The organism is Streptomyces triticirhizae (genome assembly GCF_003696235.1).
GTDB classification, from domain to species: domain Bacteria; phylum Actinomycetota; class Actinomycetes; order Streptomycetales; family Streptomycetaceae; genus Streptomyces; species Streptomyces triticirhizae.
In genome coordinates this window covers 1-19,979 of record NZ_RFFJ01000116.1, presented here as the reverse complement: position 1 = coordinate 19,979, position 19,979 = coordinate 1, and the positions used below count along the sequence as shown (strand labels likewise).

The 19,979-nt window shown below is 72.6% G+C and carries 15 protein-coding genes; 12 read left to right on the top strand and 3 right to left on the bottom strand.

Features of this window, described 5'->3' with window-relative positions:
* The 4 genes from EBN88_RS19345 to EBN88_RS19330 form a co-directional block, all read left to right on the top strand.
* Positions 1-1,292: IucA/IucC family protein (locus EBN88_RS19345; RefSeq protein WP_325052769.1), on the top strand; the 1,292-nt coding region annotated here is incomplete at its 5' end.
* A 22-nt stretch (positions 1,293-1,314) separates the two neighbouring features.
* Positions 1,315-1,944, top strand: a complete 630-nt coding sequence (locus EBN88_RS19340; protein WP_325052768.1) for a GNAT family N-acetyltransferase — start codon at positions 1,315-1,317, stop codon at positions 1,942-1,944.
* Between the two features lie 136 nt (positions 1,945-2,080).
* The gene (locus EBN88_RS19335; protein ID WP_122185168.1) at positions 2,081-3,844 is read left to right on the top strand and encodes an IucA/IucC family protein; all 1,764 of its coding nucleotides are present in this window, start codon (positions 2,081-2,083) and stop codon (positions 3,842-3,844) included.
* A gap of 55 nt (positions 3,845-3,899) precedes the next feature.
* Positions 3,900-5,924, top strand: a complete 2,025-nt coding sequence (locus EBN88_RS19330) for an ATP-dependent DNA helicase (RefSeq protein ID WP_122185165.1) — start codon at positions 3,900-3,902, stop codon at positions 5,922-5,924.
* A 46-nt stretch (positions 5,925-5,970) separates the two neighbouring features.
* Here EBN88_RS19330 and lexA read toward each other — a convergent pair whose 3' ends face one another.
* Entirely contained in the window at positions 5,971-6,714 is a 744-nt protein-coding gene (gene lexA, locus EBN88_RS19325) for a transcriptional repressor LexA (protein ID WP_122185164.1), read from the bottom strand.
* 487 nt (positions 6,715-7,201) lie between these two features.
* Here lexA and nrdR point away from each other — a divergent pair, with 487 nt between their 5' ends.
* Positions 7,202-7,714, top strand: a complete 513-nt coding sequence (gene nrdR, locus EBN88_RS19320) for a transcriptional regulator NrdR (protein ID WP_226961520.1) — start codon at positions 7,202-7,204, stop codon at positions 7,712-7,714.
* Between the two features lie 102 nt (positions 7,715-7,816).
* Positions 7,817-10,723 (top strand): vitamin B12-dependent ribonucleotide reductase, encoded by a 2,907-nt coding sequence (locus EBN88_RS19315; RefSeq protein WP_122185163.1) that lies wholly within the window; start codon positions 7,817-7,819, stop codon positions 10,721-10,723.
* A 401-nt stretch (positions 10,724-11,124) separates the two neighbouring features.
* Here EBN88_RS19315 and EBN88_RS19310 read toward each other — a convergent pair whose 3' ends face one another.
* Positions 11,125-11,649, bottom strand: a complete 525-nt coding sequence (locus EBN88_RS19310; RefSeq protein ID WP_122185162.1) for a TerD family protein — start codon at positions 11,647-11,649, stop codon at positions 11,125-11,127.
* A 341-nt stretch (positions 11,650-11,990) separates the two neighbouring features.
* Between EBN88_RS19310 and EBN88_RS19305 the strand changes: the two genes are divergently transcribed.
* The 3 genes from EBN88_RS19305 to EBN88_RS19295 all read left to right on the top strand — a co-directional run bounded on the left by EBN88_RS19305 (position 11,991) and on the right by EBN88_RS19295 (position 14,046).
* Complete coding sequence (locus EBN88_RS19305) at positions 11,991-12,599, top strand: YdbC family protein (RefSeq protein ID WP_122185161.1); 609 nt, start codon at positions 11,991-11,993, stop codon at positions 12,597-12,599.
* 63 nt (positions 12,600-12,662) lie between these two features.
* Complete coding sequence (locus EBN88_RS19300; RefSeq protein ID WP_122185160.1) at positions 12,663-13,328, top strand: histidine phosphatase family protein; 666 nt, start codon at positions 12,663-12,665, stop codon at positions 13,326-13,328.
* Between the two features lie 13 nt (positions 13,329-13,341).
* Entirely contained in the window at positions 13,342-14,046 is a 705-nt protein-coding gene (locus tag EBN88_RS19295; protein ID WP_122185167.1) for a ribonuclease HII, read from the top strand.
* A gap of 28 nt (positions 14,047-14,074) precedes the next feature.
* On the opposite strand, the gene EBN88_RS19290 is transcribed toward EBN88_RS19295, so the two are convergent.
* Positions 14,075-16,270 (bottom strand): RecQ family ATP-dependent DNA helicase, encoded by a 2,196-nt coding sequence (locus EBN88_RS19290; protein ID WP_122185159.1) that lies wholly within the window; start codon positions 16,268-16,270, stop codon positions 14,075-14,077.
* Between the two features lie 141 nt (positions 16,271-16,411).
* On the opposite strand from EBN88_RS19290, the gene EBN88_RS19285 reads away from it, so the two are divergent.
* The 3 genes from EBN88_RS19285 to EBN88_RS19275 all read left to right on the top strand — a co-directional run.
* On the top strand, positions 16,412-17,566 hold the full coding sequence (locus EBN88_RS19285; RefSeq protein WP_122185158.1) for a DUF4192 domain-containing protein: 1,155 nt from the start codon (positions 16,412-16,414) through the stop codon (positions 17,564-17,566).
* Positions 17,567-17,593: 27 nt separating this feature from the next.
* Entirely contained in the window at positions 17,594-18,334 is a 741-nt protein-coding gene (locus tag EBN88_RS19280; RefSeq protein ID WP_122185157.1) for an NUDIX hydrolase, read from the top strand.
* Positions 18,335-18,485: 151 nt separating this feature from the next.
* The coding region (locus EBN88_RS19275) for an ABC transporter ATP-binding protein (protein WP_233580792.1) at positions 18,486-19,979 on the top strand (1,494 nt) is incomplete at its 3' end.

Genomic DNA, 19,979 nt, shown 5'->3' with positions numbered 1-19,979 from the left:
TGGCCGTTGACCGCGCCGTGCTGGCCGCCGACTCCGCCTGGCGGGAGGGCGGCGCCGAGGTGCCGGCCGAGGTGCTCGCCGCCCGCGCCGCCGGGGCGCCGCTGCCCCTGCCGGCCGGCGCCGTTCCGCTGCCGCTCCACCCCTGGCAGGCCAGGGAGGTGGCGCAACGGCCCGCCGTCGCCGAGCTGTTCGACGCCGGGCTCCTCCACGACCTGGGCGAGCACGGGCCGCCCTGGCACCCGACATCCTCGGTCCGCACCGTCCACCGGCCGGGCGCCGAGGTGATGGTGAAGCTGTCCCTGGGCCTGTGGATCACCAACTCCCGCAGGGAGAACCTCCGCAAGGAGCTGCACCGGGGCGTCGAGGTGCACCGCCTGCTGGAGGCGGGGCTGGCCGCCGAGCTGCGCGCCGCCTGCGGCCCCGACTTCGACATCGTCAGGGACCCGGCCTGGCTGGCGGTGAACGACACGGCCGGCCGGCCGGTGCCGGGCCTCGACACCCTGCTGCGGCGCAGCCCGTTCGCCCCCGACGACGACGTGCTCTGCCTCGCCGCGCTCACCGCGCTGCGGCCCCGGCCCGGGCGGCCCGGCGCCGCGCTCTCCTCCCGGATCGCGGAGATCGTGGGCGGCCTGGCCGCCCGCACCGGCGCTCAGCGAGCGGCCGTGGCCGAGGAGTGGCTGGGCCGCTATCTGCGCGCCGTGGTGCGTCCCGTGCTGTGGCTGGACGCGCACGCCGGCATCGCGCTGGAGGCACACCAACAGAACACGCTCGTCGTCCTCGACGAGGACGGCTGGCCGGCCGGCGGCCGCTACCGGGACAACCAGGGCTACTACTTCCGCGCCTCGCGCCGGGCCGCGCTGCTCAGCCGGCTGCCGGGGCTCGGGGAGCGCTCGGACACCTTCGTCGAGGACGCGGTGGCCGACGAGCGGTTCGCCTACTACCTGGGCATCAACAACGTCCTCGGCCTGATCGGCGCGTTCGGTGCCCAGGGGCTCGCGGACGAGGAGGCGCTGCTCGCGGTCCTCCGTGCCTTCCTCGTCGAGGAGTCACGGCGCTCGGACGGCCCCGTCTCGCCGCTGGTGGCGCACCTGTTGACGGCCGGGACGCTGCGCTGCAAGGCGAACCTGCTGACCCGGCTGCGCGGCCTGGACGAGCTGACCGGTCCCGTGGACGGCCAGTCCGTCTACGTCGGCGTCGCCAACCCGGTGACGAGGAACGCCCCGCCGGCCGAGCCCGATCCACCGGCCGAGGCCGACCCGTCGACGGGCCCCGACCCGCGGGCCGGCGCCTGAGATGCGCGGGGAGGAACGGACGGTGACCGCCCCCTCGACCCCCTCGACGCCCTCAACCGCCTCGACATCGCACCCGGACGGCCCGCCGGCCGGGCCGGTCGCGCCGCTGGCCGCACTCGTCGACGGGGCCCCGATGGCCACCGTCGCCGGGACCTTCCGGCTGGAGCCGGTGCGTCCCGAGCGCGATCTGCCGCTGCTCAGCGACTGGATGAACGACCCGGTGGTGGACGCCTTCTGGCAGCTGGCCGGCCCGCCCGACCGAACGGCCGAGCACCTGAGCCGACAGCTGGTGCCGGGCGGCCACAGCCTGCCGTGCCTGGGGCTGCTGGACGGTCGGCCGATGAGCTACTGGGAGATCTACCGGGCCGACCTGGACCCGCTCGCGGCGCACTACCCCGCCCAAGCCCTCGACCTGGGCGTCCATCTCGCGATTGGCCCGCCCCAGGACCGGGGGCGCGGCCTCGGCTCGGCCCTGCTGCGCGCGGTGGCCCAGACGCTGCTGGCCCGGGCGCCCGGGTGCGCGCGGGTGCTCGCCGAGCCCGATGTGCGGAACCTCGCGTCGATCGCGGCCTTCCGGGCCGCCGGCTTCCGGAAGACGACGGAGCTGGAACTGCCGGACAAGCGCGCGGCGCTGCTGGTCAGGCGGCGCTGACACCGTTCGCCGACCGACCCCTGTCCCTCCCGCGCCGAAGAGCGGCGCGACGGAAACCCCGACGAAGGAGCGAACGTTGTCCATACCGACCACCGAACCGACGGCTGACCCCGATCCCGAACGGGCCCCCGACGCCATCGGCCCGCCCGCCCCCCGGCCCGCCGACGACCGGCGCTGGGAGCGCGTCTCCCGCGCCCTCTTCGCCAAGCTCCTCGCGGAGTTCGCCTACGAGGGGATCATCACCCCCTACGCCGAGCACGGGCACCCCGGCGGCTACGAGCTGCCGGTCAACGAGGAGTTGACCTACCGCTTCCGCGCCCGGCGCGGCGCCTACGGGCACTGGCGAATCGATCCTGCCTCGATCACCCCGGCCGCCGACCCGCTGGAGTTCATCGCCTCGGCCCATGACACGCTGCTCAGCCTCTCCGGCGACACCACCGGCCACCTGATCCGCGAGCTGACCGCGACGCTCAGCGCCGACGCCGCACTCGCCGCCGACGAACTGCCCGTTGAGCGGCTGGTCGAGCTGGACCACGCCGCGCTCGAAGGGCACCAGACCGGACACCCCTGGCTGGTCGCCAACAAGGGCCGGCTGGGCTTCTCCGCCAGCGACAGCGCCCGTTGGGCGCCCGAGGCGCGCACCCCGAGACCGTTGCCCTGGCTGGCCGTGCACCGTTCGCTGGCCAGCTACCGTGGGGTCGGGGAGCTGGCCGACGAGGAGTCGCTGTACGGCGACGAGCTGTCCGAGGCCACCCGGGAGGCGTTCGCCGGGGTGCTCGCCGAGCGGGGGCGCGGGCCGGGCGACTACCTCTGGCTGCCGATCCACCCCTGGCAGTGGGACGAGTCCATAGCGACGCTCTACGCCCCGCAGATCGCGGCCGGTCTCCTCGTGCCGCTGCCGAGTGACGGCGACCTGCGGCTGCCGCAGCAGTCGATCCGCACCTTCCTCAACGTCAGCCGCCCCCACGCCCGTTCGGTCAAGCTGCCGCTGTCGATCCTCAACACCCTCGTCTGGCGTGGCCTGCCCACCGAACGCACCCTGGCGGCGCCGGCGGTGACCGGCTGGGTGCTCGGGCTGCGCGACGCCGACCCGTTCCTCGCCGAGGAGACCCGGGTGATCCTGCTGGGGGAGGTGGCCTCGGTGACCGTGGAGCATCCGCTCTACGACCGGTTGGCCACCGTTCCCTACCAGTACCGTGAGCTTCTTGGCTGCATCTGGCGGGAACCGATCGAGAAGTATCTGGAGCCCCAGGAGCGGGCCCGGACGCTCGCCTCGCTGCTCAGCACCGACCGGACCGGCCGCTCGTTCACCGCCGAGCTGGTGCGGCGCTCGGGACTGGCGCCCGAGGAGTGGCTGCGCCGGCTCTTCGCCGCGCTGCTCCCGCCGTTGCTGCACTTCCTCTACCGCTACGGAACGGTCTTCTCGCCGCACGGGGAGAACGCCCTCGTCGTCTTCGACGAGCGGGACATCCCGGTGCGGCTGGCGGTGAAGGACTTCGTCGACGACGTCAACCTGAGCGTCGAGCCGCTGCCCGAGTTCGAGGGAATGCCCGTCGAGGTGCGGGACGTGCTGCTGACCGAGCCGCCGGCGTTCCTCACCCAGTTCATCCACTCCGGGCTCTTCGTCGGCGTCTTCCGCTTCCTCGCGCCGCTCTGTGAGGAGCAACTCGGCATCCCCGAGGTCGATTTCTGGTCACTTGTCCGCGCCGAGATCCTCGCCTACCAGCAGCGCTTCCCGGAGCTGAAGCAGCGCTTCGAGACCTTCGACCTGCTGACGCCGAGGATCAAACGGCTCTGCCTCAACCGCAACCGCCTCCAGCTCGACGGCTATCGCGACCGGTCCAACCGCCCCCACGCCGCCGTGCTCGGCACGGTCGCCAACCCCCTCAACCCTGGCTGATGCGACCCCCGTGGCGGGTGCGTTGTCAGTGGCCCGGCGTAGGGTGTGGGGCCCTATGACTGGCACCTCAGGGAAGCCCTCCCTCACCGAGCTGTTGCACGCCGCCGTCGTCGCCGTGGGCGGCACCGAACGGCCTGGTCAGGTCGCCATGGCCGAGGCCGTCGCCGAGGCGGTCGAGGACGGTTCGCACCTGCTGATCCAGGCCGGCACCGGCACCGGGAAGTCGCTCGGATACCTGGTGCCGGCCATCGCCGGGGGCGACCGCGTGGTGGTCGCCACGGCCACCCTGGCGCTCCAACGGCAGCTCGTCGAACGGGACCTGCCGCGCACCGTCGAGGCGCTGCGGCCGCTGCTGCGCCGCCGGCCGGAGTTCGCCACGCTCAAGGGCCGGTCGAACTACCTCTGTCTGCACCGGGTGCACGAGGGGGTGCCCAGCGACGACGAGCAGGGCCTCTTCGACCCGCTGGAGGCGGCCCAGGCCATGGGCGGGCCGACCAGCTGGCTGGGCAAGGACCTGCTGCGGCTGCGGGAGTGGGCGGACGACACGGAGTCGGGGGACCGGGACGACCTCTCGCCGGGCGTCTCCGACCGGGCCTGGTCGCAGGTCTCGGTCTCCTCCCGCGAGTGCCTGGGCGCCAGCAGGTGCGTCTACGGCGTGGAGTGCTTCGCCGAGGCCGCCAGGGAGCGGGCGAAGCTCGCCGAGGTGATCGTCACCAACCACGCGCTGCTCGCGATCGACGCGATCGAGGGCGCCCCGGTGCTGCCGGGGCACGAGGTGCTGATCGTGGACGAGGCCCACGAGTTGGTCTCCCGGGTCACCGGGGTGGCCACGGGCGAGCTGACCCCCGGCGGGGCGAACCGCGCGGTCCGCCGCGCGGCCAAGCTGGTGGACGAGAAGGTGGCCGACCAGCTCCAGACGGCGGCCGAGAGCTTCGAGCGGCTGATGGAGCTGGCCCTGCCGGGGCGGCTGGAGACGCTGCCCGAGGACCTGGGGTATGCCGTGGCCGCGCTGCGGGACGCCTCCCGGGCGGTGATCACGGCGCTGGGGTCCACCAGGGACGCCTCGGTCGCCGACGAGGACGCGGTGCGCAAGCAGGCGCTGGCCTCGGTCGAGAGCGTCCAGGCGGTCGCCGAACGGCTCAGCCACGGCTCGGAGTTCGACGTGATCTGGTGCGAGCGGCACGACCGCTTCGGCGCCTCGCTGCGGGTGGCCCCGCTGTCGGTGTCCGGGCTGCTGCGGGAGAAGCTCTTCGCCGACCGCTCGGTGGTGCTCACCTCCGCCACGCTCAAGCTCGGCGGGGACTTCAACGGGGTGGGCGCCTCCCTGGGCCTGGCGCCCGAGGGCGAGCGCGGCGAGGAGCTTCCGGTGTGGCGGGGGTTGGACGTGGGCTCCCCGTTCGACTACCGCAGGCAGGGCATCCTCTATGTCGCCAAGCACCTCTCGCCGCCCGGGCGGGAGGGCAGCAGGGCCGACATGCTCGACGAGCTGGCCGAGCTGGTGGAGGCGGCCGGCGGGCGGACGCTCGGGCTGTTCTCCTCGATGCGCGGCGCGCAGGCGGCGGCCCAGGAGCTGCGCGGCCGGCTCGACCTGCCGATCCTCCTCCAGGGCGAGGAGACGCTGGGCGAGCTGATCAGGACGTTCGCCGACGACCCGCGCACCTGCCTCTTCGGCACGCTCTCGCTCTGGCAGGGGGTCGATGTGCCGGGCCCCAGCTGCCAGTTGGTGGTGATGGACCGGGTGCCCTTCCCCCGCCCGGACGACCCGCTGGTCAGCGCCCGGCAGAAGGCCGTGGAGGAGGCCGGGGGGAACGGCTTCATGGCGGTGGCCGCGACCCATGCCGCGCTGCTGATGGCCCAGGGGGCCGGGCGGCTGGTGCGTTCCACCGAGGACCGTGGGGTCGTGGCGGTGCTCGACCCCAGGCTGGAGAGGGCCCGCTATGGGAGCTTCCTGCGGGCGTCGATGCCGGACTTCTGGTACACCACGGACCGCAACCAGGTGCGGCGCTCCCTGGCGGCCATCGACCAGGCGGCCATCGACGCGGCAGCGAGGGGCGCCGCCGCGTCGGCGAGCGACGCGTAGGGGGCTCCCGCTCCCGAGGGAGCGAGGGGACGTGCGGCCGGGTCCGTCAGACCCGGCGCATCACCGCGACCACCTTGCCGAGGATCGTGGCCTCGTCACCGGGGATCGGCTGGTAGGCCGCGTTGTGCGGCAGCAGCCAGACCTGGCCGTCCTCGCGCTTGAAGCGCTTGACCGTGGCCTCGCCGTCCAGCATCGCGGCCACGATGTCGCCGTTCTCCGCGACGGGCTGGCGGCGGACCGTGACCCAGTCCCCGTCGCAGATGGCGGCCTCGATCATGGAGTCCCCGACCACCTTGAGCACGAACAGCTCGCCGTCGCCGACCAGTTGGCGGGGGAGGGGGAAGACGTCCTCCACGGACTCCTCGGCGAGGATGGGGCCGCCGGCCGCGATCCGGCCGACGAGTGGCACATAGGAGGCGGCGGGCTTGCCGGCGGTGTCCGTGGCGGGGGGAGGGGGAGCCTCGGCGCCCCGGACCTCGTAGGCGCGGGGGCGGTGCGGGTCCCGGCGGAGGAAGCCCTTGCGCTCCAGGGCCATCAGCTGGTGGGCCACCGAGGAGGTGCTGGAGAGGCCGACGGCCTGGCCGATCTCCCGCATCGAGGGGGGGTAGCCGCGCCGTTGCACGGAGTCACGGATGACCTCGATGACGCGTCGCTGCCGGTCGGTCAGCCCGGAGCTGTCGGCCCTGATCCCCGGGGGGCGACCGGGCATCGCCCGCCCGGCACCCGGGGTGCCCATCCGGTCCTGGCGGCGCTCAGCGGCGGTGATGGCGTCGTCTGCTGCGGTGGTCATGCAGGCCCCTTCTCAGGTGGTACTCCCTAGTCAGACAACGGTAGTTGCTATCGAAAGGTTGCGCCAAACACACGTTCGAGTGAAAAATCCACGATTGCGTGCCAGGGGTCGGACCGGGGGTGTATCGGTCCCAAACGGTAGCCCGTCCCCGGGTGCGAACGGTAACCGGGCGGTGCGATAACCTCCCTTCCGGCGAGCGCCGGCCAGGGCCGTGAGGCGCCCCCGTTCGGCCTTCGCGCCCGTTTCCCGCCCGCGACACGCGTGCGGATGATGTTGACAGCCCAACACCAGATCTAGTGGTGCGATGGGCTTGGCGATCCCACAAATTGTGGTCTCGGGTCTCCGCGGGCCGGGGATATCGCCTATGCTTGGCAGTGCCTCGACGGGCTCGCCTCGGCGGCCGTGCCGAGTGCTGCCATCGATGCCGTCATGTCGCGACGCCGCGCGCCACTACGCCGCGTCACCAGGAGGGAGAGGGGAGAAGGCCATGCACTGTCCCTTCTGTCGCCACTCCGACAGCCGCGTCGTTGACAGCCGCACCGCCGACGACGGCACGTTGATCCGCCGCCGCCGCCAGTGTCCGAGCTGCTCCCGCCGCTTCACCACGGTGGAGACCGCCTCACTGATGGTGATCAAGCGCAGCGGCGTCACCGAGCCCTTCAGCCGGGACAAGGTGATCTCCGGGGTGCGCAAGGCGTGCCAGGGGCGTCCCGTGACCGAGGACGCGCTGGCCCTACTCGGCCAGCGGGTCGAGGAGGCCGTGCGCGCCACCGGCAGCGCCGAACTGTCCACCCACGACGTGGGCCTGGCGATACTCGGCCCGCTCCGCGAGCTGGATCTGGTGGCCTATCTCCGATTCGCGTCCGTCTACCGGGCGTTCGAGTCGCTGGAGGACTTCGAGTCCGCCATCGCCGAGTTGCGCGAGGGCGCCGCCGACGGGCCGCCGCGCCAGCGGCCCCCCGAGGACGCCGAGCAGAGCGGCGTCGCCGACAAGACCTGACCGACGCGCACAGCCGCGCGCCGGCCAACAGTTCAGAACAGCACGGGTGACTCGGTCCTGGGCCGAGCACATCAGGGTGTCATGCCCGAACAGGGAGGCGGAATGACTGAGACGACGAGCGGCCCGGCACGTGGCTCACGCGCCAAGGGCGGCAAGGGCGCCAAGGGGCTGCGGATCGAACGCGTCCACACCACCCCGGGGGTGCACCCCTACGACGAGGTGGTCTGGGAGCGTCGTGACGTCGTCATGACCAACTGGCGCGACGGCTCGATCAACTTCGAGCAACGAGGCGTCGAGTTCCCCGACTTCTGGTCGGTGAACGCGGTCAACATCGTCACCAGCAAGTACTTCCGGGGCGCCGTCGGCACCCCGCAACGGGAAACCGGGCTCAAGCAGTTGATCGACCGCGTGGTGCGCACCTACCGTGCCGCCGGCGAGAAGTTCGGCTACTTCGCCTCCCCGGCCGACGCCGAAATCTTCGAACACGAGCTGACCTACGCCCTGTTGCACCAGATCTTCAGCTTCAACTCGCCGGTCTGGTTCAACGTGGGAACGGCCCAGCCACAGCAGGTCAGCGCCTGTTTCATCCTCTCCGTCGAGGACTCCATGGAGTCGATCCTCGACTGGTACAAGGAGGAGGGGATGATCTTCAAGGGCGGCTCGGGCGCCGGGCTGAACCTCTCCCGCATCCGCTCCTCCAAGGAGCTGCTCTCCTCGGGCGGCAACGCCTCCGGGCCCGTCTCGTTCATGCGCGGCGCCGACGCCTCCGCCGGCACCATCAAGTCGGGCGGGGCCACCCGGCGCGCCGCCAAGATGGTGGTGCTCGACGTGGACCACCCGGACGTCGAGGCGTTCATCGAGACCAAGGTCAAGGAGGAGGAGAAGATCCGCGCCCTGCGGGACGCGGGCTTCGACATGGACCTCGGGGGCGACGACATCACCTCCGTGCAGTACCAGAACGCCAACAACTCGGTGCGTGTCAACGACGCGTTCATGCGCGCGGTGGAGGCCGGCGAGTCCTTCGGGCTGCGCGCCAGGACCACCGGCGAGATCATCGAGCGGGTGGACGCCAGGAAGCTTTTCCGGAAGATGGCCGAGGCGGCCCACGCCTGCGCCGACCCGGGCATCCAGTACGACGACACCATCAACCACTGGCACACCTCGCCGGAGTCGGGGCGCATCAGCGCCTCCAACCCGTGCAGCGAGTACATGCACCTGGACAACTCCTCGTGCAACCTCGCCTCGTTGAACCTGATGAAGTTCCTCTCCGACGACGACGAGGGCAACCAGTCGTTCGACGCGGAGCGCTTCGCCAAGGTGGTGGAGCTGGTCATCACGGCGATGGACATCTCCATCAGCTTCGCCGACTTCCCCACCGAGAAGATCGGCGAGACCACCCGCGCCTTCCGCCAGTTGGGCATCGGCTACGCCAACCTGGGCGCGCTGCTGATGGCCACCGGACACGCCTACGACTCCGACGGCGGCCGGGCGCTGGCGGGCGCCATCACCTCGCTGATGACGGGGACCTCCTACCGGCGCTCGGCCGAACTGGCCGCCGTCGTCGGCCCCTACGAGGGGTACGCCCGCAACTCCGACGCGCACCGGCGCGTGATGCGTCAGCACGCGGAGGCCAACGACGCCGCGCAGCGGGCTGACGACCTCGACACCCCGGTGTGGGCGGCCGCCACCGAGGCATGGCAGGACGTGCTGCGGCTCGGCGACAAGCACGGCTTCCGCAACGCGCAGGCGTCCGTGCTCGCGCCGACCGGCACCATCGGCCTGATGATGGACTGCGACACCACCGGTGTGGAGCCCGACCTGGCGCTGGTCAAGTACAAGAAGCTGGTCGGCGGCGGCTCCATGCAGATCGTCAACAACACGGTGCCCAAGGCGCTCAAGCGCCTGGGGTACCAGCCGGAGCAGGTGGAGGCGATCGTCGCCCACATCGCCGAGCACGGCAACGTCGTGGACGCGCCGGGGCTCAGGCACGAGCACTACGAGGTCTTCGACTGCGCCATGGGCGAGCGGTCGATCGCGCCGATGGGGCACGTGCGGATGATGGCGGCGGCGCAGCCGTTCCTGAGCGGCGCCATCTCCAAGACGGTCAACATGCCGAGCACCAGCACGGTGGACGACGTCGCGGAGATCTACCACCAGGGCTGGAAGCTGGGCGTCAAGGCCCTGGCCGTCTATGTCGAGAACAGCAAGGTCGGGCAGCCGCTCTCCGCGAAGACCAAGGACGCCGAGAAGGGCGGTCAGTCGGCCGAGGGCGCGGCCGAGCCGGAGCGCGTGATCGAGTACCGGCCGGTGCGGCGGCGGCTGCCGAAGGGCCGGCCGGGGATCACCACCTCGTTCACGGTGGGCGGCGCCGAGGGGTACATGACGGCCAACTCCTACCCGGACGACGGCCTCGGCGAGGTCTTCCTGAAGATGTCGAAGCAGGGCTCGACCCTCGCCGGCATGATGGACGCCTTCTCGATCGCGGTCTCGGTCGGCCTCCAGTACGGGGTGCCGCTGGAGACCTATGTCTCGAAGTTCACCAACATGCGCTTCGAGCCGGCCGGCATGACGGACGACCAGGACGTGCGGATGGCGCAGTCCATCGTGGACTACATCTTCCGCAGGCTGGCGCTGGACTTCCTGCCGTTCGAGACGCGTTCCGCGCTGGGCATCCACACGGCGACGGAGCGGCAGCGGCACCTGGAGACCGGCTCCTACGAGCCGGGCGACGACGAACTGGACGTCGAGGGGCTCTCCCAGTCGGCGCCCCGGCAGACGACCCAGCCGGCTCCCGCGCGGGAGGAGGCCGCGCCGGCGGCCGCCGCCTCGCGTCCGGCGGAGTCGGAGCGGCCGGCGCCCAGGGAGGCGCACAGCTCGACGGAGTTGGCGGAGATGCAACTCGGCCTCAACGCCGACGCTCCGCTGTGCCTCTCTTGCGGCACCAAGATGCGCCGGGCCGGCAGCTGCTACCTCTGCGAGGGGTGTGGCTCCACCAGCGGGTGCAGCTGAGCTGAGCGCGGCTCGGGCGTGCTGAAGTGACCGCTCGGGGGCGGTGGCGTCGTTCTCACGGCGCCACCGCCCCCGACGCTTGGGGGACTTGTGGTGGGGACGGCCGGCGTGACCGGCCCCCGGCCGCTCTCGCGAGAGCCGAGCGTGTCCCCTCCGATGAGCGCGGGGCGGCTCGGACCGGACGGGCCGCCCGGATCGTCGCCGACGCCGTTCGAATCCGTTCGACGTCGGGCTCCGCCGGCATCGGCCGGTCCCGGAGTGGCCGCCGCCGAGCGAGGGGTTGGTGCGGCGGCGCCGGCTCCGCCGGGTGGTCGGGGTGGGGTTCCGTCGGCCGGTCCATGGCGTCGGCCGGTCTGGCGTGGCGTGGTGAGGTGTGGTGTGGTCGCGCGGTGCGGTCAGGGTCAGGCGTCGCCCATGGTCGCGGTGAACTGTTCGGGGTCGGCGTCGAAGCCCCGGAGCGCCTTGTGGAAACGCCAGTTCCCGGCCTCGTCCCGGGTGAACTCGGCCACCCTGGCCGCCGTCGCTCCGGAGACGGAGGACAGGTCGTCCTCCGCCAGCGTGGTGTAGCCCTCGGTGATCTTGATGGACGGGCGGGAGATCTCGCCGAAGGTGCGGCGGCCGTGCCGCTGCTGGATGGCGACGCCCACCACGACCCTGGTGAAGGAGTCGGCCAGTCGGTCGAGTTCGAGCTTGAGCGCCTCGTCGGTGCCGAAGCCCTGTCCCGTCTCGCTCTCCCGGGTGAGGGTGATGGTGCCGTCGGGAGACCTGCTGTCGAAGTGCACGAGATAGACCGGCTGGCCGTGGGGCGCCTCGCCCTCGTAGGTGGCGGCGATCAGGTCGAGGTCGTGGGGTGGGGCGTCGGCGGGGCTCGGGTCCCAACGGAGGGTGACCTCGGCCGTCTCGATCCCTTTGCTGAACGGGCTCACCAGACATCCCTTCCATGCGGGTGAAGAAGCCACGCCGACCCGCGGCGCGGACTCCCGGCACGACCATTCTCACCCCTCGCCGCGACCGCTAACCCCCGGTGCCATCAGGCGGGTTGATGTTGAGCCAGGCGGCGACGCGGGGACGGGCGGGCCTGGTCAGAGGGCCCGTCCCGGGCACGGCCCGCCGATCGGCGGGGCAACTCCCGGCGGCGCGACGGGCGTTGGCGGGCCGCCGGCACCCGTTCCCGGCGGCGAGGCGTCACCGGGCCGACGGGGCGCGCCTTCGTGCGTGATCGCGGAACCCCTGCGTCCCGTCCGGCGGTTGGCCTTACGATGGCGCGGTGCTGGTCAAGTGGATTCGTTGTGCCGTGGTTGACCGGGTCGGCTTTGATCGCGGGCAGCGGAAGTGGGCCGGTCTCCTCGGCGAGCCCGGGTTTCGAGCCCAGGGCGGAGGCTGGAGCCGTTCCCAACCCGGGGTGATCCACCTCTTCAGCTTCTGGGAGAGCCGGGCGTTCTACGACTCCTTCATGGCGCGCTCCCATGACCGGCTCGCCGCCGCCCAGCAGGGCAGCTTCCAGGACTCTCGGGTCCGGCTCTTCGAGTACCGGTTCGATGTGAAGATGGGATTCGAGCCTCGGTTCCACGACGCCGACCTGCTGCGGGTCGCCCACACCAAGGTGCACGAGGACCGGGCCGAGCACTTCGCGCTGATGCAGGAGAAGGTCTGGAACCCGGCCATGGCCGGCTCTCCCGGGATGCTGCGGGGCGTCTTCGCCCAGGCCGAGTCGGGCTGCGAGTTCCTCGTGCTCTCCATGTGGAAGTCGGCCGCCGAACGGGCCAAGTACCGCACCGAGCGGGTGGAACGGCTGGCCCTGCGCGCGCAGACCGGCGCCGACATCGCCGCGATCACCGGGGACGTGATCGACATGGAACCGTCCTGGACGGTGTGATCCCCGCCCCCTCGGGGACGTACGACTCGGTGCGCGGGGGGCGCGCGAACTAGGCTGGGCGCCATGCCACAGCCCCGGCGCATCATCCTCATGCGGCACGGAGAGTCGCAGGGGAACCACGACGACTCCGTGTACCAGCACACGCCCGACCATGCGCTGGAGCTGACGGAACGGGGCCAGCGCCAGGCCAAGGAGGCGGGAGAGCGCCTGCGCGAGACGATCGGCGACGAGCGCATCTCCGTCTACGTGTCTCCTTATCGACGTACGCATCAGACCTTCCAGGCGTTGGGCCTCGATCCGGCTCGGACGAGGGTCAGGGAGGAGCCGAGGCTCCGGGAGCAGGACTGGGGCAACTGGCAGGACTGGGCGGATGTCGAGCGGCAGAAGCGGGCGAGGAACGCCTACGGGCACTTCTTCTACCGCTTCGCGCAGGGCGAGTCGGGGGCCGATGTCTACGACCGGGTGGGGGCGTTCCTGGAGAGCCTGTGGCGCAGCTTCGACGAGCCGGACCACCCGCCGAACGTGCTGCTGTTGACGCACGGGCTGACCATGCGGCTGTTCTGTATGCGGTGGTTGCACTGGACCGTCGCCGAGTTCGAGTCGCTGTCCAACCCGGGCAACGGGGAGACCCGGCAGTTGGTGCTCGGCGCGGACGGCCGCTATCACCTGGACCGGCCGTTCGAGCGTTGGCACACACCCGAGCGCCCCTTCCAGGGATGGTGCGCGTAGGGTGGACGCCGCCATGCCGATCCAACCGCCCACCCACCGCGTCGAGCGCTCGATCCGCGCCACCACCGGGGCTCGACTCGTCGCGGGCGTCGACGAGGTCGGCCGTGGGGCCTGGGCCGGACCGGTCACCGTGTGTGCCGCCGTGACGGGGCTGCGCCGGCCGCCGGAAGGGCTCACCGACTCCAAGCTGCTGACTCCGCTGAAGCGCACGGCACTTGCCGAAGTCCTCAGAGGGTGGGTCACCCAGCACGCGCTGGGGCACGCCTCGCCCCAGGAGATCGATCAGCTGGGGATGACCGCCGCGCTCCGCCTGGCGGCGACCCGGGCCCTGGAGGCCCTGCCGGAACGACCGGACGCGGTGATCCTCGACGGCAAGCACGACTACCTGGGCACGCCGTGGAACGTCCGCACGGTGATCAAGGGCGACCAGTCCTGTGTGGCGGTCGCGGCGGCGTCCGTGATCGCCAAGGTGCACCGCGACGCCCTGGTGGCCGAACTCGCCGCCGATCACCCGGCGTACGGGTTCGACACCAACGCGGGCTACCCCTCGCCGACGCATCGCGCGGCGCTGGAGGAGCTGGGCCCGACCGAACACCACCGGCTCACCTGGGCCTACCTGGACGCGCTGCCGCGCTGGCGTCATCTGAAGCTCCCCTCCCACCGGGACGCCCTGGCCGAGGAGTCCCTGGAGGACAGCGGCCAACTCGGCATCTTCTGATCCGCCGGGTGCGGCTGGCCCGCCGGCGTCATCCCCGCACCGCCAGCACCAGGGGGAGGACACGCTCGGCGCCCGTGGCCCGCAGGAGCCGGGCGGACAACGCGAGGGTCCACCCGGAGTCGGTGAAGTCGTCCACCAGCAGCAGCGGGCCCGGGTGCGTCTTGACCGCCTCGGTCAGCTCTGGCGCCAACTCCAGCGCTCCGTGCAGCGCGTGCACCCTGCGGGCGCTGTTGCTCGGCCCGGGACGGCGGTCGTGTCGTGCGACGCTCACCGAGCCCAGCAGGGGCATTCGGCCCACCCGGGAGATGCCCTCGGCCAGCGAGGTCACCAGCCGGGGCCGGCTCGTGGAGGCGACGAACACCACGCCCACCGGGCGGGGCGGGGCGTCGGAGGCGCCCGAGGCCCAGCCGCCTGGTCCCCGCGCCCAGTCGGCCAGGACCGCCACCACGGCGTCGAGGACGTCCTCCGGCACCTCGCCGTCCACGGACTCCGGGCTGAGCAGGGGGCGCAGTCGATCGCCCCAGCCGATGTCGGAGAGCCGGCCGAGGGCGCGCCCGGTCTCCGCCTGCTCCCCGGCCGGGATGCGCCCCTTCAGCTCAACTCCCGTGGCGGGCAGGCCGGAGGGCCACATGCGGCGTGGCTCCACGGGGACTCCGGGGCGGGTCAGCTCGCCCCGGGCCGCCTCCAGGGCCGCCGGAGTGACCTGGGCGTCGAAGCCCATGTCGGTGCAGTTGTCACACCGGCCGCACGGCCTGGCCTCCTCGTCGTCCAGCGCGCGGCGCAGCAGCTCCATCCGGCAGTCGCCGGTGGCGGCGTAGTCGCGCATGGCCTCCTGTTCGACCTCGCGCTGGCGGGCCACCCAGGCGTACCGCTCGGCGTCATAGCGCCAGGGCGCGCCCGTCGCGACCCAGCCGCCGCGCACCCGCCGGACGGCCCCGTCCACGTCGAGCACCTTGAGCATCATCTCCAGGCGCGAGCGCCTCAGCTCGACCCTGGCCTCCAGGGCGGGCAGGGAGAGCGGGCCCTCGTTGGCGGCCAACACCGCGAGGGTGTGCCGCACCTGGTCCTCGGGCGGGAAGGCCAGGGACCCGAAGTACCGCCAGATCGCCTCGTCCTCGGGGCCGGGCAGCAGCAGCACCTCCGCGTGCTCCACCCCACGGCCGGCCCGACCGACCTGCTGGTAGTAGGCGATGGGGGAGGAGGGGGAGCCCATGTGGATCACGAAGCCCAGGTCGGGCTTGTCGAAGCCCATGCCGAGCGCCGACGTGGCCACCAGGGCCTTGACCCGGTTGGCCAGCAGGTCGTCCTCGGCCGCCGCGCGCTCGGCGGGCTCGGTGCGCCCGGTGTAGGCGGCGACCCGGTGGCCCCTGGCCGAGAGGTGCGCGGCCACCTCCTCGGCGGCCGCGACCGTCAGCGTGTAGATGATCCCGGAGCCCGGGAAGTCCTCCAGATGGTCGTCGAGCCAGGCCAGTCGGTGCGCGGCGTCGGGCAGGCGCAGGACGGACAGCCGCAGGCTGGTGCGGTCCAGCGGGCCCCGGAGCACCAGCGTCCCGGCGTCCGCGTCCCCCGTGCCCAGCTGCTCGGCGACGTCCGACGTGACCCGGGCGTTGGCCGTCGCGGTCGTCGCCAACACCGGGACGCCGGGAGGGAGTTCGCCGAGCATGGTGCGCAGACGACGGTAGTCGGGGCGGAAGTCGTGGCCCCAGTCGGAGATGCAGTGCGCCTCGTCCACCACCAACAGGCCGGCGGTGGCGGCGAGCTGGGGGAGTACTCCGTCCCGGAAGTCCGGGTTGTTGAGGCGCTCCGGTGAGACCAGCAGGACATCGACGGACCCGGCCGCGATCTCCTGGCGGACGACGTCCCACTGCTCGGGGTTGGCCGAGTTGATCGTGCGGGCCTGGATGCCGGCGCGCTCGGCGGCTGCGATCTGGTTGCGCATCAGGGCGAGCAGTGGCGAGACGATCACCGTCGGCCCTGCCCCGCGCTCTCGTAGCAGGGCGGTCGCCACGAAGTAGACGGCGGACTTGCCCCAGCCAGTGCGCTGCACCACCAGAGCCCGGCGCCGATCGGCGACCAGGGCCTCGATGGCGCGCCACTGGTCGGGGCGGAGCCGGGCGGCCTCGTCACCGATCAGCCGGGCGAGCACCGCGTCGGCGGCGGTGCGCAGCTCGTCGCTGGAGGCGGTCTCTGCGGGCGGGGTCTTCCCCCGGGTCTGGTCGGACATGGCGTCCATGCAAGCGGATGGGCGAGGACTTGGCGAATGGCCCCTGTGGATAACCCGCGATTCATATGACCTGTATGACGGACGCGCGGACCTGTGGACAGAAAACGGCGCGTTGTCGTCGGGAGCAGGCACTCTGCCCTCATGGCTCAACACAGCGAATCCATCACGCCACTGACCGTCACCGACAACCGCGTCACCCTCAGCGGCCCCGCCGACCTGGCGGACGCGCTGCCGTACCTGCTCGGCTACCACCCGGACGACTCCATCGTCCTCCTCGGCCTGCACGGCCCGCAGGGCAGGCTGGGTGGCCGCATCAGGACCGGCATCCCCGAGAGCGAGGCGAACTGGCCCGAGGCGGCACGGCAGTTGGCCGCCTGCCTGGTGGACAGCAGCTCGTCGCGAGGACGCCGCCCGGACGCGGCGGTGCTCTACCTCTGCCAGGACCCGCCCGGGGGCGGCGAGCCCAGGGAGGCCGCCGAGCGTCTCCGCCCGCTCGCCCAGCTGGTGCGCACCGCCTGCGGCGAGCTGGACGTGCCGGTCTACGAGGCGCTCTACGTCTCCCGGGAGCGCTTTCTGTCCTACTCCGCGCCGGAGGGCCGGATCGAGGGCGAGGAGATGAGCGTCCTGCCCCGCGTCGGCAGCTCGCCGATGGCTGCGGCCGCCACCTACGCGGGGCTCCGTGTGCGGGGCTCGCTCAAGGACATGAGGCAGCGACTGATCCCCCTGGACGGCGAGGTGGCCGTCCACCAGGAGCGAGGTCTGGACGAGGCGGTCGCCGGGCTGGCGCCGCGCATGGTGGGTCCGCGTCTCGAACAGGACCGCGTCAGGGACGAGATGGTGCACCTGATCGACCGGCTGCTCGACCGCTTCCGGCGGGTGCCGGCCCCGAGGGACCCGGAGCCCTCGGCCGCCGACGCCCGGGACGACGCGTTGCTCACCTCCGCCGAGGCGGCGCGCGTGGTCGTCGGTCTCCAGGACCGGATGACCAGGGACATCGCCGCCGGCTGGATGGAGGGGCCGGACGCCCAGATCGCCCTGCGGCTGTGGCGGGCCCTCGCCCGCCGCTGCGTGGGGACGTTCGAGGCGCACGCCGCCGCCCCGCTCACGCTCGCCGGCTGGGTGTGCTGGTCGACGGGCGACGACGTGGGTGCCCGCGTCGCGCTCGCCCGGGCCCTGGATCTCGACCCCGAGTACGTCTTCGCGCGCCTGCTGTACCAGGCGTGCAACGACGAGATCGACCCCGAGCCCCTGCGCGCCAGTCTGCGGCGGCAGTGGGCCGCACATCGGGCCCGGTGAGCCTGATGGGGCACCTATGATCACGACATGCCCTACGACCCGTCGGAGTTTCCGCCGTTCGCCGTCACCGTCGATCTGGTCGTGCTCACCGTCCGGCGGCACGCGCTCTGCGCGCTCCTGGTGCGACGCGGTGAGGACCCTTATCGCGGGCAGTGGGCGCTTCCTGGCGGTTTTGTTCGGGCTGACGAGGACCTGGCGTCCGCCGCCGCCCGGGAGCTGGCGGAGGAGACGGGGCTGCGCACGCAGGACGCCGGCAGTTGGCACGCGGGCGCGCACCTGGAGCAGTTGGCGACCTACGGGGAGCCGGCACGCGATCCGAGGATGCGGGTGGTCAGCGTGGCCCACCTGGTGTTGGCGCCGGATCTGCCGACGCCCACCGCCGGTGGGGACGCGGGCAGCGCCCAGTGGCGGCCGACCAGCGAGCTGTTGGGCGGCGCCGAGGGCGAGCCCGAGGAGACCCTGGCGTTCGACCACGCCCGCATCCTGGCCGACGGGGTCGAGCGCGCGCGTTCGAAGATCGAGTACTCGTCCCTAGCGGCGGCGTTCTGTCCGCCGGAGTTCACGGTCGGGGAGTTGCGCAGGGTCTATGAGGCGGTCTGGGGCGTGCCCCTGGACCCGCGCAACTTCCACCGCAAGGTGACGGGGACGCCCGGCTTCCTGGTTCCGGTCGGCGGCACCACGACGCGACAGGGTGGCCGGCCGGCCCAGCTCTTCCGGGCCGGCGGGGCCAGCGTGTTGAATCCGCCGATGCTGCGCCCCGAGGCCTGACCACCGTTTCGCTCCCGACGTCGAGAGGTTGGTGACCGCGCGACGACATCCGGAGCCGGTTCCCGGCGAGGAGCCGACAGCCCGGGTGAGTCGCCCAGTAATTCCGATATGTCCCGTTATGGTGCAGAGTGCGCGATCAACGGGAGAATCGATGATCCAGGCCATCGGACTCACCAGTGCGTCGCGGCGCGGCAGGCCGCCCGCCGTTGACGATCTCACCTTCGAAGCCAGCCCAGGAGACATCACCGTCCTGCTGGGTCCCCCGGGGGCCGGCAAGTCGACCGCCCTGCGGCTGATGCTCCAGCTGACGCCGGGGCGTGGAGTGGCGCTCTTCCGAGGCCGTCCGCTGTCCCGAATGCCCCATCCCCAGCGGGAGATCGGCACGCTGCTCGGCGACGTGCCCGGCCACCCGAGGCGTTCGGCCCTGGGGCATCTGCGGATGCTGGCGGCGGCCGCCGGCGTCCCGGCCGAGCGGGCGGACGAGGTGATGGAGGTCGTGGGCCTCACCGGGCTCGCCAACCAGCGGCTCGGTCGGTTCTCCCGGGGGATGGACCGCAGGCTCGGTCTCGCGGTCGCCCTGCTCGGGGACCCCCACACCCTGGTGCTGGACGAGCCGGACGCCGGGCTCTCCCCACGCGAACGGGCCTGGCTGCACGGCTTGTTGCGGGGGTACGCCGAGCAGGGCGGGACCGTCCTGCTGACCGCTGCCGATGCCATGGAGACGGCGAGGGTCGCCGACCGCGTGGTCAGCGTCGACGCGGGCCGGCTGGTGGCGGACCAGCGGGTCGCGGACTTCCGCCGGACCCGGCTGCGTCCCCGGGTGGCGGTGCGGACCCCGCACGCCGAGCGGTTGGCGACGGTGCTCCAGCACCGGTTGCGGGCGACGGCCCCGGTCGAGGTGGTTCACGAGGCGGGGAACCGGCTCTCCGTGTACGGGAGCGACCTCGCGACCGTAGGCGAGATCGCTCACCAACACCGGATCGTGGTGCACCAACTCGCCGACGAGATCGGGGATGTGGGGGACCGCTCGCCCGTCGGCCCGCTGCACCGGGCCGACGGCCGCCAGGTCACGGTCGGGAATGCCCGACGGTCCGAGGAGTCGGCCACCACCGTGGTGCTCGCCGGGGCCACGACGGCGGCCGCGCCGACCGCCCTCGCCACTACGACCGGGCCGGCGGTCGAGGCGCGCCCCGCCCCGCTCGACGGGGAGGGTCGACGGCGGACCACCGAGGTCGGCACCGAGGGCGGGGCCGAGCATGGAGAGGAGAAGACCACCCGGAGGACCACCCACGACGGCACCGTGAGGAACGCGGCGAGGAGCACGGAGAGGACGAGGGAGAACGACGGGGACCGGAGCGGGGAGAGGGGCGCGACGGAGGACGCCGAACGAGGAACAGCCCAGAACAGGGCACGAGTTGGGGCCGCCGAAACCACCACCACTGCCACCGTGGCCACCGTGGCGGCGGCGGTCGGGGCCGCGACCGGCACGGCTCGCTCCACCCTCGCGCCCTCGCCGGCCCCGGCCGGCACGGCCGTTGACACCCTCCCGGCCCCCGCCACCGAGGAGGCCGCCGCCGATCGCCCGGCCCGCCCCGACGCGGGGCCCGTCGTGATCGGCGCACCGGCGCGCGGCGCGCGGCCGGCC

Coding starts and splice junctions, on each gene's coding strand:
- EBN88_RS19330 (WP_122185165.1), top strand. CDS start 3,900: ATGACTGGCACCTCAGGGAAGCCCTCCCTCACCGAGCTGTTGCACGCC.
- lexA (WP_122185164.1), bottom strand. CDS start 6,714: ATGACCACCGCAGCAGACGACGCCATCACCGCCGCTGAGCGCCGCCAG.
- nrdR (WP_226961520.1), top strand. CDS start 7,202: ATGCACTGTCCCTTCTGTCGCCACTCCGACAGCCGCGTCGTTGACAGC.
- EBN88_RS19315 (WP_122185163.1), top strand. CDS start 7,817: ATGACTGAGACGACGAGCGGCCCGGCACGTGGCTCACGCGCCAAGGGC.
- EBN88_RS19300 (WP_122185160.1), top strand. CDS start 12,663: ATGCCACAGCCCCGGCGCATCATCCTCATGCGGCACGGAGAGTCGCAG.
- EBN88_RS19295 (WP_122185167.1), top strand. CDS start 13,342: ATGCCGATCCAACCGCCCACCCACCGCGTCGAGCGCTCGATCCGCGCC.
- EBN88_RS19290 (WP_122185159.1), bottom strand. CDS start 16,270: ATGTCCGACCAGACCCGGGGGAAGACCCCGCCCGCAGAGACCGCCTCC.
- EBN88_RS19285 (WP_122185158.1), top strand. CDS start 16,412: ATGGCTCAACACAGCGAATCCATCACGCCACTGACCGTCACCGACAAC.
- EBN88_RS19280 (WP_122185157.1), top strand. CDS start 17,594: ATGCCCTACGACCCGTCGGAGTTTCCGCCGTTCGCCGTCACCGTCGAT.